Origin of the sequence: Ileibacterium valens (assembly GCF_001945525.1) — a bacterium.
Classification (GTDB): Bacteria; Bacillota_I; Bacilli_A; order Erysipelotrichales; family Erysipelotrichaceae; genus Ileibacterium; species Ileibacterium valens.
Genome location: NZ_MPJW01000268.1, coordinates 1 through 14,183, shown reverse-complemented (window position 1 = coordinate 14,183; position 14,183 = coordinate 1). Strand labels below are relative to the sequence as shown.

Here is a 14,183-nt window from a genome sequence, read left to right as displayed (position 1 = left end):
CAAAAGGCGGAAATCTTCCGTTTCCGACTTTCCTGAGAGGAAAGCTGGAGCACAGAGAAGATTTCCGCCTTTGATGGTATTCAGGGATAACCGGGAATAAAAGCCCGTGCAAATTTCAAAAGGTTACTTTTCAAAATTGTAGGGGATTCCTATCGTCTGAAAGATAAGCAATTTGAATTTCGAGAGGACTAAACAGTCCGGCCTCCCCCCAGGCGCCCGCGCGAGTGCAAATTGGGGGAATAGAGAGGGGTCAGGTATTAACTATAGCAGCCAATACCTGACCCCTCTCTATTCCCCCAATTCATTACCCAAACTGTTAATTGTTTGGTTGCCCAAAATGTTAATAAATAACTTGACTCCGAACAATTTTCTTATGAACAGAAAATAAGGCATAAAAATTCGAGTAGGTTAATAATCAATATTAGTTATGTTTTTCTAAAATTTCATTTGCTTCATCGACAGATATTCCTAAAAAGTTTGCAATTTCGTCCAGAGTCTGTCCAGAAAGGAGTAATGCCTTAACCGCAATGGAAATCTGCTGATCCTTCTCTTTGATTGTCTTTGCGGCTTTCTGTTCACCGAGCATTATTCCCCTGGGTTCCCCCCTTTGTTCTCCGAGAATAATTCCATGTTTTTGACCTTCGTTCCAAATATAGTCTGAAATTTATTCCATGTTTTTCATCCTTTCTATACATGACTTATTGATTTGAAAACCACATTCTTCATCTAATTTGCGGATCTTTTCTGCAGGTTCCATCGTTTCTGATAGTAGATAATAAATCATCTTGAAAAATGGATTCCGATCTACAGGATTTGTTTTCATATCAACGCCTACATTAATTATATTTGATCTGTACTTTACATCGTTGATATGGTCAGCTTTTCCAAATAAGATTTCCGTTTTTCTAGGTGAGACAGTAATATAGTCAGAATCCTCATAAAGCAAAAGCCATATAGAGTAAACATCCATAATCTGATGATAATCGGTTCCCGTGAATACGCGGTTTTTTTGAGATGAAATAAGACGAGATGCGTAAAACTCCATTCTTGTATAGATTAGATCGTCTGGTTTATTCCGTTGGATTTCCAGATTGATCCAGGCATGAAAATCTCTGACATGAAGTTCAAATAACAAATCCAGATAGATCACTCCGACGTTGATTTCCGCTAATTCAGTATTCAGCTGCGACGTACGTATGAGCAAGCCCATTGTCTTATTAACCGCAAAGCCGCAGTTCGACACAAAAAAGGAAAAATTTTATGTAAAATCAAAAAAATGATCCCGAATAGATCAAATTCGGGATCATTTTTTGACTTTTAATAGCAGTAAGCAGAAGTTAAATTATTCAGAATCGGACAGCTTGCGTTTTAGAAAAATAATCAGTGCTGCATAGAAAATGCCTGCAGCTGCCATGACAATCCATGTTTTTTCCCAGGCGTCAGTTATAAAGCTGATGATCAGATAGAATGCTGTGACGATCAGCCAGTACATTCCAGGAAGCCAGGACATTTTTCGTTTCATTTCTTTACGGGAAATGCTGTAGGACTCTCTTTGCAAAAGAATTAGACATGGATCCTGAATCTGTTCGGCATAAACCAGCAGACCAACACCAAGAGCTACGACAATCAGCATGATTCCTAAACCAACCGCAGCCAGGTTTTCGGCCATGTATCCTGCAAATAAGGGAATGACTGACAGAATAATCAGAAGAATTCCAATGGCTTTCTGGATGGAGGTTTTCTTTTCCTGTAATTTGTATTCCTTTTCCACATATCTGTACATGCTGTTGCTAAGAGATACAGGCGTGGTTTCATAGTTGCTGTATTTGGAAACACGGGACTCTGCATAAAGGTATAAGGCCATGCCAATTGCAATCAGGACAAATAAGATGATCATGCTTAAGCCATTGGCGGTTTCTTCATTTGGAAACAGAGAATGAAATAGTCCCATGGAATAACTGCCGCCAACAGAAATCAGAAAGACCGGCGACAGGATAAATAGAATAACTGCGGCACTGATCATCGGAGCGTTCTTTCTAGAATTTGATAAATAATTGACGACATCTTCATCACTCAGCCGAATGTCATTTCTTTTTCTTAATGGATGTTTGTCATCACGAAGCAATTCATCACAACTGACAGAAAAAAGATCTGAAATTTTAAGCAGTTTATCAAGATCGGGTGTGGCATCATTGAGTTCCCACTTGGAAACGGATTGTCTTGAAACGCCAATCAAAGACGCCAGCTCTTCTTGTGAATAACCGGCATTCTTTCTAAGATTCATAATTTTTTCTCCTAAATTCATATGGATACCTCCAGTTTTTTGACAGGTCCATTCTTTCATTCGAAAACGCTTGAATCTACCAATTGCGCATAGAATCGCCGCAACTAAAGGTTGCAGGGGCTTTTAGGAGAAAAAAATTGTTGAACAAAAGAGATTTCTGATGAATAATCCTATATAAATGTTATTTATTTATATAAATATAAAAAATAATTATTCTGTGTTTATATTTAAAATTCTGCTCGATTGGAAAAAAATCTGAAAATCAGATAGAGAAAATAGCAAATCATCCAACCAAAAAGAACAGAAAAGGCGAACCACCAGAGCGGTGATTCGCTGATCAAAACAACTAAGTTGAATCTCTATGAAAAGGGGATTTTGGCTGGATTCAATTTTTTCTTTTTCCGGAGCAATACTTTGATTCATGATGCGCTTTCGCCTGCTCGCTCTCCTGTTTACAGGAAACAAAATCATTCATTGAATAACTTCATTTTTAAATCATGACCAATATGTCAGTGGATGACTATTCGGTTCTTAAGAAATGGCTATTTTCAGATATAACTTCATAAAACAGATTTCCTTAATGAAACCAGAAAATGCAACCAGAACCTGTGATGATCTGCAGCCGGCTTCAGAAGGCCGAATGAGTCATTGTATGGAAATGTCATTAACTTCTGTAGCGCTTCAGTTAGGCATTTTTGGGCGATGGTAAAAGCCAGTGAGTAATAAAACCAGGGCAATTGGGCATATGATGGATAGAATTTTACCGCCCCAGGCAAGAATGGCATCCAAACCGATCAGTGAACTAATCACTCCGGCAATCGCAAAAGCAAAAAGCCAGCTTCGGTAGGAAAATCTTTTTATTAACAAAGAGAAATATTCTGCACAACAGGCCAGAAGACCTGCACAGACGTTGCAGCAGGCTAAAAGGAAAATCAGTCCAATCAATGGACGCGAAAAATCACCCCAGACCGATTGAGCTAGCAGGGATAAAATTTGAGCTCCGTTTGTACAGGTGACAAGAGATGCGTTTTGTCTCATCCCCGTGATAGTCAGAAGGCCATAAACCGAAGCAAGCAAAAATCCGGCGATTAAGGCAGTCAGAAGCAAAGTTCTTCTTTCATTGATCTTTCCCGCTTCGCTTTGGCGAATGTTCAATAAGATAACCAGTCCAAAACAAAAAGCGGCAAGAATATCCATCGTCTGATATCCCTCATTGAGCCCGCTAAAAAAGGGCTGACTGAGGTAGGGTTCTGTGGCTGCTGCCACATCAGGCATTCTGAAAAGAACTGGAATGCAGACCAGAAGGATAAGTATCAGTAAAACTGGTCCAGATAAGCGGCCTAAAAGATCCTTCAGCTTCCCTGGATATAATGCGAGAAGTACAGAAACTCCAAAGAATATGATCGTATAAAAAATTCTTGCAAACAGAGTATCTGTAATCAGCCAGGTCCACATTTCCATGCTGGTCGTAGCCGTTCTGGGTATAGCAATGACAGGACCGATCAGTAAATAGATGATGGTCATGAAGATCGGGCCAAGCGGTTTATAGATTCGGCTGAGCATATCTTTAGCGCTTTTATATGGAGCAATGATCAGGATGACGCTGATCGGAAGAATCACCGCAGTCAGGATGAATCCAGCTAAGGCCGTCCATCCATTGCCGGCAGCCTGTGCGCCAAGCCAGGGAGCAAAGATCAGATTGCCCGCTCCAAAGAACATCGAAAACAATGTGATCCCTAAATATATGGTTTGTTTTAGATAGAATGTCTGTTTTTTCATTATGTTTATCCTTACATATCCAATTCTGCAAACAAAAAAGAGATTTTGCAGAATACATCCAGAAACAGGAGTTCTTCTGTTTAGGACTGCCAGACCATCGTAACCAATCGATCTGATTTTGTCCCTGTTCTTAATTCGTCAAATTTTGAAAAACTCATCGGCTGAAACAAAGAACTGTTTTGAACAGGCCAAAATAGAATCAAAATAAAATAGAGAGTATAGAGAATACCAGGCAGAAGATCAAAAACAGATTCGAAAAACACTGCTCAGAAGAAATTATCAAATACGAAATCACCAAGAAAAAGTGAAGACATAGACAAAAAAATCACGTAATTTTTAAGGATTGAAAACACTTAAATGGATCGATAAGGGAAAATAAGTGAAAATATCATGGTTTTTACAAACCGATGAGTTCGTCCTATAAAATTTGAAAAAGGAAAACGTGACAATTTCCTTATGGAATTAAAATCTTAATTCCTTCATGCCAGAAGAATCGAATCAAAAGAATATTACAGAATCATCTGCTATCCTGTAACGATGTCAGGATGAATAAAACATCTATACAGTCCGCTGATCTTAACGCCATCAGTCTGTTTTTTGATTTGATTTAATCTTCCTCATAGAAATACCCATTTAAACAGGATTGAATAAATATCCTGTAGAGTTGATTCGTATTTATCTTAAAAATCCGAATGTCTATTGAAAGAATGAATCATTGAAAGATGAATCATTTGATAAACCGATATAAAATTTAAAAACAAAATTTAAAAATTCCGATGTAAATTCGGTTAGAAAGGAGAATGCGTGAAGCATAATCCAACACTGACTTACGATGAAAATAAACAGGCTTCTGTATTATCAACAGTCCAGCGTACTCAGAAAACAGAAAATGCAAAAAAAGGTTCCAGATTACCTGTAAGAAAAAAAGCAAATAAAAAAGTTCAGAAAAATCTGAAAACATCAAATGCCACATCGCCTTTTGCAAGCAAGAATCAGGGCAGAAATTATAGTAGTTGTAAGAATAAAAAAACAAATACAAATAAGAACAAGAACAATCTGCCCGCTCAAAATCAGAAACTGGCAGAACGGACAAAGAACACGTCAAATTCACAATACCTGCTTATCGTCGATGGTTCATCCTTGCTTGCAACCAGTTATTACTCCTCTCTTCCTAAAGCAATCCGTAAGGAAAAAAACGAGGATAAAAAGAGCCTTCTTTATGAGAAGCTGCTCAAAAAAGACAAAGAAAACCGCTACACCAATGCCGTGGAACTCTTTTTTCACACCTTATTTACCATTATGACGTTCCAGCATCCAAGTCATCTGGTGATCTGCTGGGATGTTACCCGCAATACATTTCGCAAAGAGTTATGGCAGTCCTATAAGTCCAACCGATCCGAGACTCCGGCGCCGCTTCGTGAACAGTTTGAAACGGCTTATTCCATCTGTGAAAAGCTGGGTATTCCTCAATACAGGGATTCGCAGTATGAAGCGGATGATTTTGCCGGAACCCTTTGTACAGTTATGGAAGAGTATATGAATGTCCGGATTCTGACCCGGGATAAAGACTACTTTCAGCTGATCTCGGAAAAGACCAGAATCTGGTATGGAATGAGCGATCTGGATAAGGTTCGTGACTGGAGACGCAAACATCAGATGAAAACCTGTCTGCCAAGCCGGGTCGTTGAAGTCGATCGAAAGGTACTGAAAAGAGAATTTGGCTATCTGCCAGAATCTGTCCCGATGATTAAGGCCCTGGCTGGAGATGCCTCGGACAACATCCCAGGCGTTTCGGGAATTGGTGAGATTCGTTCGATGAAACTGGCTGAGCATTATCTGAACCCGGAAGAGCTTTATCTTGCGATCGAAAAAGCCAATACAGCGCAGAAGAAAAAGAAATTAAATCAGCTCTGGAAAACGTGGGGAATCAATAAATCCCCATACACCTGTCTGACCAGAAGGAGCAATGGGCGAAGAAAGTCAGCCCGGGAAATGGCTGATCTTTGTTATATTTTAGGTCGAATTCGTACCGACATTGATCTGGACGTTTATAACCTGAGCGGATTTGATCCGGATCTTCTCTTATTTAAAGTCAGCCAGAAAAGACTGGCGGATGTTTTATCAGAGTATGAAATTGAATTGCTTATCGGAAAACGAAAGAAGCCGGCGCTTGTTCTCAAGGATGAAGCAAATAGAGCACCCCGGAAAGTTAAGCCGAAAAATGCTCAGAGTACAGGGGTGTCAAAAAGCAGAAGTTCAGGTGTAAAGTCCGGCTCAAATCCATCCAATACTCAGCCACAGAAACTGAATAAGGCCAAAAAGAGCAATCAAAACAAAATGCAGACTTCCAAAGTACAGACTGCTGATGAAGTCCAACAGGCTGAATCCGAGAAAACCGGAAAACTCAACAGAAGAAAAACAGGCATTCTGGATCAAACCAGCCAGACTGAAAACCAGTCAAAGAATAAGAGAAACACCTTAAAGGCAAATCCCAATTCAAAAGCAAAAAAGGATGCAGCATACAATCGGACCAAAGCGGATTCATCAAAGCCAAATCCGTCGGATGCATCAAATAAACGCTTAAGCCACCAAAAGAATGTCAAAAAGCAAAACTGTAAGTTCAAAAATATGCATTCGGAAAAAGGGAAAAATCTCAAAGCTGAGCCGCCCTATCCTTCAAAATCAAATCCGAATAAAAAGCAGACTCAAAAGAGCAATCGCTCTCACCCACAAAACAAACGAAACAGTTCAGCTGCCAGTCTGATCCCGGCTCCTGAAGCCGCTTTAGTCAGCCTGATGGCATAAACTTTTACAGAAGATAGGAAATCTCTGACTTTTGACTTTTCATGAAAGATTGACAGTCTGGTTGAATGACTGAATGACTGAATAACCGAATGATTAAAAAGCTCAATGCCTAATTAGTCTAATTAATGACTGATTATGAATTGCCCGATAATTTAAAACAACAGGCAGTCTGAAGAATTCTGAAGTTTATCAGATTTCTTCGGGCTGCCTGTTTTGCGTTCGTTTCAATTCAAAAAGTGATCGCTGACCAAAGGGAATCCATAAAGCAACAAGCAGCGATCTAAAGTAATGATTAACAAGGTTATCGAAGGTTCACGACGTTTGGATCGAGAGTCAAAATCTCATCATCCATTCAATAGAGATGACAGACCTTTAATTACTAGTTCTCTAATTTATTCATTTTTGTCACTTAGCCACGAAGGAAGTTCATCCAGACTTTCTAAAACCGCTGTTGTTTTATTTAACAGGTCAGGCTCTGGTATTTTGAGATCCGGAATGAGAATGACGGGGATTTTAGCGGCGCTTGCAGCCAGAATCCCGTTTTCACTGTCTTCGATGATGAGACATTCTTTGGGTTTCAGGTTTAACTTTTTAACGCACAGATTAAACACTTCTGGATCTGGTTTTCCATGCGTAAAGTCAGAACCATCTGTTATGGCATCGAAAACATCCTGTATTCCATGAGCTTCCAGAAGCTTTTTTCTTCTGTTGGTTTCAGAAGAAGTTGCCAAAGCAATCTTATATCCATTGGATTGCAGTCAATCCAGAACCTTCAGAGTCCCTTTCTTTAAAGGCACGCCTTTAGAAAGCTGCTCATCTTCAAGTCTTATGCACTCTTCAACAAAATCCTTTGGATCAAGATCCAGTTGATATTCCTGAATCAGCCGCCTGGCATTGGCTGCTTCTGATTTTCCGCTGTATCCAGCTGCATATTGATCCAGACTCATGGTTTTTGAGTATGGTTTAAGAAATTCCTTAAAAACGTTCCAGGAGACAGGTTCGCTATCTATCAGTACGCCATCCATATCGAAAATGACTGTCTTGATTTCTTTGTTCATAAAACACCTCACATTTTTTCTGTTTATCCTGATCAGCCTGCAGTTTTTTGCCTGGCTCATTCATTTTTATAATTCATTCATTTTTATAATTATAGAAGAAATCCTGAAACCGCCTGTAGTTGTCTTCTGTTGGAGTTTCGATATTCTGTAATTATGATTACCTTTTCCTGGAATCCATGGCATGGCTGTCATCCATTTTCAGTTGGCTGTAAAAACTGCTTTATGCGAAGAGCCGATATTCGCCATGGCAGAAATCCTGAAATCATTACCAGAAGCAAAACGATGTTTGATCTGCCGATTCAAAAGAAACGGGATGGAAGTCTGAAGGTTCCATCAGGTTCCTGTCTGTACGTCTGCTTTCAATCGGACTTTTTCGTTGAAGAAGCCGATGAATGGAGAAATGAAGCATGGGATCTGATCAAAGAGCGAAGCGATGTATGGTTTTTAATTCCAACCAAACGCGTTCATCGAATTCATCAATGCCTTCCGGCAGATTGGAATGATGGCTGGCCAAATGTTTCATTTGCCTTATCCATCGAAAACAATCAGGCCGCCAGAGAAAGGCTGGATCAATTTCTTAAGATTCCCTGCTGCCATCGATCGATTTTTGCGGCTCCACTATTAGAAGAGCTCGATCTTACTCCCTGGCTTGAGACTGGGAAAATTGAGCTGGTTTCTGTCGCCGGTGAGAGTGGATTAAAAGCAAGAGTCTGTCATTTTAACTGGATGGAAAAGATCTTCTATGATTGTCTGAAGACAAAAACCAAATTTACAATTCATCAGACCGGGCGATATTTTGTACGAAATGGAAGATGCTATATCATTCCTAAAAAAGAGCAGTTTAGTCAGGCTAAAAAAGCGCATGAATGGCTTAAAAAAGAAGCTGGAAAGAAGAATCAGCCAGCACTGTTTGATTAAGGCTTATTCAGTAAATCTTCTTGCTTCTTTTCTTATTTCATAATCAGAGGTTAACTGTCTGCAGTTTCAGCTGAAAAGTCAGACTTCTGATTTTTATAAAAACGATTACTGCTTGTATTTCTTTTCAAACTTGCGAAGCTCATGCAAAAGCGCAAGACCGCACCGGCGAAGCTTTTCATCAAAACCAGTGCTGTTATCAATAACGCAAAGATTGGGATGGTTGACCCAGACTTTGCAGGTCTGGTTTTCAACTTCAATCGCTGAGGCGATGTCTTCTTCCATTCGTTCAATATTGCTGGCAATCCCATAATAACTTTCTGCTCCAATCGCTGCAGAAACCATATAAATGATCTGATCGTATCTATTCAGGATCTCTTCAGAACTTAAGCCGTATTCTTTCTGAATTCGTTCAAAATCGCCCGGTCTGCAATAGGCTTTGCCATCCATGAGTCCCCGGTCCAGAAGAATGACACAGTGGGTCTGCTTATTCGTCTTTTCAATAAGAATCGCCTGTTTTAACGCGTTTTCTTCCCAGCTTTTCTGAATGGAAAAGACCGAATCCTGAAAACAGGGAGTATCCCAGGGATGAATATTTGCGCTCAGTAAGGCAGTGGCTGTTTCGGGAACACAGATGACATGATAGCCCAGGTTTTCTAACAGATCTGCCAGATAAGTGATTGCTGAAGTCTTTCCTCCACAGGGACCTCCAGAAATGGCCACTCGAAAGATTGGATGATCAGAAGAGCTTTTTCGACCATCAGAGCGATTAAATGCAGGATGAAAGCGGGATGATTCATTTTTTGTCTGCCTGCAGCAGCTGGTATCTGCCTGGCCGTAAGTATTGATTGCATCAATTTCATCAATTTTATGAATTTCATCGATTGCTTTTGTTGGATCAGCTGGTTTTATTTCAGCTGCATCAACAGAAACATTAGAAACATCAGAATCAATTGAATCTTTTGAATATTGCCTGTCTTGAGCTTGGTTTTCTTCTGTTGTCAGAAAAACTTGAGGATTGTCATTAGATGTTTCTACAGATTTTTCTGATGGATTTTCGCTTTGTTTTTTTATTGAATGAGCCATTTTGGCATTTGGGTCTGGAATCATAGAATATCGGTCCTTTTCTTCAGAAATCACGTATCTTCAGCAATAAAAATTAGAAAGAATGAACTTAAATACAGAGGATCATTGGATTGTCAGAAATTTGACTAAAATGTGAATAATCGAACGATCACATCACTGTAGGCCCTTATAAAGAGTATGCTTTACTTAAGTCATACTCAAAGTAACAGAAAATAGAAGGAATGAGGTAACAAAAATGTTTAAACCAAAAAAAGAACATGAAGAGCTGCGCTCAAGTGTTCGAAAACTTGCAGAAACCCTGATCCCACCCATTGCCATGCGTCTGGATCAGAATAATGAATTCCCAACCGATGTCGTAGAGGCTTTAAAAGAATCTGATCTGATGGGACTTCCGTATCCAAAAGAATATGATGGCGCAGGCAAGGATGTACTTAGCTATGCCATTGCCGTTGAAGAACTTTCACGGGTTGATGGCGGTATTGGCGTCATTCTTTCTGCTCACACCTCCTTAGGAACCTATCCCATTGCTGCCTATGGAAATGAAAAGCAAAAAGAAAAATATCTCAGGGATTTAGCTTCAGGCCGAAAGCTTGGCGCTTTTGGCCTGACGGAAGAAAACGCCGGCAGCGATGCAGCTGGAACGGAAACGACGGCCATTAAGAGCGAAGATGGATCCTGCTACACGCTTAATGGAAAGAAAATCTTTATTACCAATGCGCCAGTCGCAGATACCTATGTAGTATTTGCGTCCACTGATCCATCAAAAGGCACCCGCGGGATTTCCGCTTTTATCGTTGAAAAGGGAATGCCTGGTTTTACCTGTTCTGAACATTATGACAAGATGGGCATCCGTTCTTCATCAACAGCCGAACTTCATTTTAAGGATGTCAAAGTGCCCGCCGAAAATCTTTTAGGCCTTGAAGGTCAGGGATTCAAGATTGCGATGGCTACCCTGGATGGAGGCCGTATTGGTATTGCAGCTCAGGCTCTTGGAATTGCTCAGGGGGCCTATGAAGACGCCCTTGAATACGCCAGGGAAAGAGAACAGTTTGGCGCACCCATCGGAGTCAATCAGGGAATCTCTTTTAAACTCGCTGAAATGGCGACAAAGATTGAAGCAGCCAGACTCCTGGTTTATAAAGCCGCTGAAATGAAAGAAAATCATGAACCCTATTCAGTCAATGCCGCAATGGCTAAGCTGTTTGCTTCAGATATTGCCCTTGAAGTGGTCAATGATGCGCTGCAGATCTTTGGAGGCAGCGGTTATCTGAAGGGAATGGGTGTTGAACGAAGATATCGCGATGCCAAGATCACAACCATCTATGAAGGAACCAATGAAATTCAGAAGGTCGTTATTGCAGCAAACATTCTTGGAAAGCTGAAACAGGCCGCAAAGAAGGAGGCCAAAGCCGCAGTCAAAAATGAAGGACAAAAGACTGGCGGCAGAAAACAGCAGATGATCGATGAGCTGACTCTTCAGGCTTCAATAAAGAAACTTGCTCATATCATTCAGGAATCCAAAGTGAATCTGAATGAAAAAGAAGGCGTGGATGATCCAATTGCCTCATCCAAAAAGATTCTTGCCATCGGACAGGGAACCGAAACCAGCAAAAACGCAGATAATATGCGTCAGTTTGCCAAAGATCTTGGATTTGTTCTGGCAGGAAGCCGCCCGGCAGCGGAGATTCATCATTTCATGGATATGGACCATTATGTTGGAATGTCCGGTCAGAAGTTTAAGGGGGATCTGTATATTGCAGCCGGTATTTCTGGAAGCAAACCGCATTTAAAAGGGATCGAAGATGCAGGTATGGTCATTGCCATCAATACCGATCCCAATGCTCCAATATTCAAGCATGCCGATTATGGAATAGTAGGAGATATGAATGAAGTCATTCCAATGCTTGTAAACGAACTTCAAAGTAAAGATGAAGCAGAACAGGCAAATGAAAGCACAAAGGAAAACGACTCGGCTAAGGACATGTCCTTATATCAGTGTCTGCTTTGTGGATATGTTTATGATCCAGCGATCGGTGATCCGGAAAATGGAATTGCTCCAGGAACTCCATTCCAGGATCTGCCAGAAGACTGGTGCTGTCCAATGTGTGGTGCAGCAAAAGCAGATTTTGAAAAAGTCTGAACTGACATCTGCATATTTAGACTGACTTAACAATCAGTCGAAAACAAAATCTGGTTTTCAAAGTCTGATGAATGGCATGGATAATTCTCTGTTGAATACAGACTGGCGTTCAACTACAGTTAACAACAGGTAATGAAATTTCATTAACCAGGAAATTTTGTAAAGCCTAATGAAGTTGATTAAGTAGTATGAAATTTAATGATTCTCAATGAAGCTTCATCAATCTTCGTTTTATGGTTTTTTAATAATCAGCAGTCAGTATAAAGGATTAGTCATCAACTAAAATTTACGACTGACATTCCATCTAAAATAATGAGATCTGAAATCAGTTTGGTTTTCTATTCGAAAACTGAGATCAGATCTCTTTTTATGTGCCTGGAAGCAGCGCCCTCAGAATTCAGCACCTTCTGACAAAGCACTATTTACCATCAGTTCATTCAATTCTGCACCTGGATACCTTACTCTTTACCTCTCTTTATCTGCTCACTCTTCTTTTGTCTTTGTATTTCTACAGATACAGTTTCAGCCTGCGGTGAACAAAAGTGAACGTTTTAGTTCCATCGAAGAGAAATCTCTTTGTGTAATTAATCCTTCTGAAGACAAGGAAAAGAAATATCAGAAAATTGAGTCGAAACTCAGATTTGCGGTGGATAAAAAATTGTGAGGTTAATTTATGGACAAAACAATTCGAGCCAATTCACTGGCAAAAGCAATCATCGCCGCAAACGAACGCGCCCAATACGATATTGAAGCCAAGAAACTGTTGTCATATGTGGATATTCTGGCGCCTGTTCTTCAGGGATCGATCAAAGCTTTGCATCAATACGATTTAGAAGAAATTAAGAATGGAATCTCGCCGAAAATCCTTGTAGATCAGGTGGATATCGAACTAGAAAATACGAATCGACCAAAACAGATCGAAAATTCGGATAAACAGAAATCAAAACAGAGAAATCCGCGAGTTCAGGAATTGAATACCGTTCTTTCCGAGATTGGAGAGGGCAGTATTTTGTTGGATGTTTTCTTTGAAGTTAATGTGAGAGACTTTCATGCGATTATCAATATTGAAATCCAAAAATGCGATCCTTCAAATTACTTTATCAAACATCGGATGGAAAACCATGGAGCCAGAATTCTGACATCGCAGAAGGATAGAAAGTATACCAGCGATCATTACAGTGACGCTCTGGATGTCTATACGATCTGTTAAATTATTTTGAGGACGTCTATTCGCGTACTGAATACGGACCGGAAATCATCGAACAGGAAGGTGAGCCAGATCCAGATCAGTCAAAGTTTAAAACCCATATGGTTAATACGTACATCAATGTCAATGAAGAACCAAAAAATCTTTCGAATCTTTTTGAGCTGCTTTATGTTCTGTTTTCGGAAAAAGTGAAAGTGGATGAAAAACTAAATATAATGAAAGAAAGATTTGGAATCAGGACAACAGAAGAAATCAGAGAAAGGATGTTAAATATAGAATCATTACTTGACGCAGTCGTCAACAGAGAACTCAATAGAATACTTGGTGAAAAATTAGCAATAATCGATGAGCTCAATGAACAGTATCGAAGAGAATGGAAAAAAGAATCCGAAGAACAAATGCAGAAACGCGTTGAAGAACAGGTACAGAAACGTGCAGAAGAAGAGCGAAAGAAGGCAAAGGCAGAATCCAGATTGAAATTTGAGAGTTTTTTAGAAGACTTACGCAATAGTGGTTATTCTGAAGAGCAGATCGCAGAGCTGGTAAAAATTTACGGATCTAATTAAAAAACAATTCTCTACAATGACAATAACCTGCTAACCTTTCTTGAATAATATAATGAAAATAATAATCTGTAGTTCCCAAAAATTTTCTACCTAGACCCTAAATTGAGTTCATCAGGGACTTTAATCTTGAATAACTTATATCCCTGATTTGCTTTCGAATCAGCCTCATGAATAATAATTTTGTCTTCGAATACTGAACAACGTTGATATCCCAGGTTTTGAAACAGACTGATTGGATTCAATTTCTTGGTTCTTTTATTCTCATGATTCAATAGTTCCAACTGGATTCTTTTGACAATCATTGAAGCGATAAAAGTAATCAGAAGATGACCTTTCAGACACT

Annotated in this window: 12 protein-coding genes and 1 pseudogene; 5 read left to right on the top strand and 8 right to left on the bottom strand. The window is 39.8% G+C overall.

The genetic code is table 11. The annotated features are described in order from the left end of the window. Positions 1–421: 421 nt before the first annotated feature. The 5 genes from BO222_RS13860 to brnQ form a co-directional block, all read right to left on the bottom strand. Positions 422–586 carry a hypothetical protein gene (locus tag BO222_RS13860; protein ID WP_158024617.1) on the bottom strand — a complete coding sequence of 55 codons (165 nt, stop codon included), beginning with the start codon at positions 584–586 and terminating at the stop codon, positions 422–424. A gap of 78 nt (positions 587–664) precedes the next feature. Further along, positions 665–1,204, bottom strand: a complete 540-nt coding sequence (locus BO222_RS12325; protein ID WP_143357046.1) for a hypothetical protein — start codon at positions 1,202–1,204, stop codon at positions 665–667. Positions 1,205–1,342: 138 nt separating this feature from the next. Beyond that, entirely contained in the window at positions 1,343–2,305 is a 963-nt protein-coding gene (locus BO222_RS12320; RefSeq protein ID WP_075821039.1) for a helix-turn-helix domain-containing protein, read from the bottom strand. 189 nt (positions 2,306–2,494) lie between these two features. Then, positions 2,495–2,707, bottom strand: coding sequence for a hypothetical protein (locus BO222_RS12315; protein WP_075821038.1), 213 nt, complete (start codon positions 2,705–2,707; stop codon positions 2,495–2,497). Between the two features lie 258 nt (positions 2,708–2,965). Further along, positions 2,966–4,063, bottom strand: a complete 1,098-nt coding sequence (gene brnQ, locus BO222_RS12310) for a branched-chain amino acid transport system II carrier protein (protein ID WP_075821037.1) — start codon at positions 4,061–4,063, stop codon at positions 2,966–2,968. 804 nt (positions 4,064–4,867) lie between these two features. Here brnQ and BO222_RS12305 point away from each other — a divergent pair. Next, complete coding sequence (locus BO222_RS12305; RefSeq protein WP_075821036.1) at positions 4,868–6,868, top strand: 5'-3' exonuclease; 2,001 nt, start codon at positions 4,868–4,870, stop codon at positions 6,866–6,868. 392 nt (positions 6,869–7,260) lie between these two features. Here BO222_RS12305 and BO222_RS14170 read toward each other — a convergent pair. Next, positions 7,261–7,926, bottom strand: a pseudogene (locus BO222_RS14170) (HAD family hydrolase). A 153-nt stretch (positions 7,927–8,079) separates the two neighbouring features. Here BO222_RS14170 and BO222_RS12295 point away from each other — a divergent pair. Continuing rightward, the gene (locus BO222_RS12295) at positions 8,080–8,844 is read left to right on the top strand and encodes a DUF5131 family protein (protein ID WP_075821041.1); all 765 of its coding nucleotides are present in this window, start codon (positions 8,080–8,082) and stop codon (positions 8,842–8,844) included. A gap of 105 nt (positions 8,845–8,949) precedes the next feature. Here the strand turns inward: BO222_RS12295 and BO222_RS12290 are convergent, their stop codons facing one another. Then, a complete protein-coding gene (locus BO222_RS12290; protein WP_075821035.1) occupies positions 8,950–9,951 on the bottom strand; it encodes an ATP/GTP-binding protein in 1,002 nt (333 codons plus the stop codon). A 211-nt stretch (positions 9,952–10,162) separates the two neighbouring features. Here BO222_RS12290 and BO222_RS14520 point away from each other — a divergent pair, with 211 nt between their 5' ends. The 3 genes from BO222_RS14520 to BO222_RS12275 all read left to right on the top strand — a co-directional run bounded on the left by BO222_RS14520 (position 10,163) and on the right by BO222_RS12275 (position 13,840). Then, complete coding sequence (locus tag BO222_RS14520; RefSeq protein WP_075821034.1) at positions 10,163–12,067, top strand: acyl-CoA dehydrogenase family protein; 1,905 nt, start codon at positions 10,163–10,165, stop codon at positions 12,065–12,067. Positions 12,068–12,740: 673 nt separating this feature from the next. Continuing rightward, positions 12,741–13,277, top strand: coding sequence for a hypothetical protein (locus BO222_RS12280; protein ID WP_075821033.1), 537 nt, complete (start codon positions 12,741–12,743; stop codon positions 13,275–13,277). A gap of 191 nt (positions 13,278–13,468) precedes the next feature. Continuing rightward, positions 13,469–13,840, top strand: coding sequence for a hypothetical protein (locus tag BO222_RS12275; RefSeq protein WP_143357045.1), 372 nt, complete (start codon positions 13,469–13,471; stop codon positions 13,838–13,840). Positions 13,841–13,926: 86 nt separating this feature from the next. On the opposite strand, the gene BO222_RS14150 is transcribed toward BO222_RS12275, so the two are convergent. Further along, the coding region (locus tag BO222_RS14150; protein WP_233131264.1) for a hypothetical protein at positions 13,927–14,183 on the bottom strand (257 nt) is incomplete at its 5' end.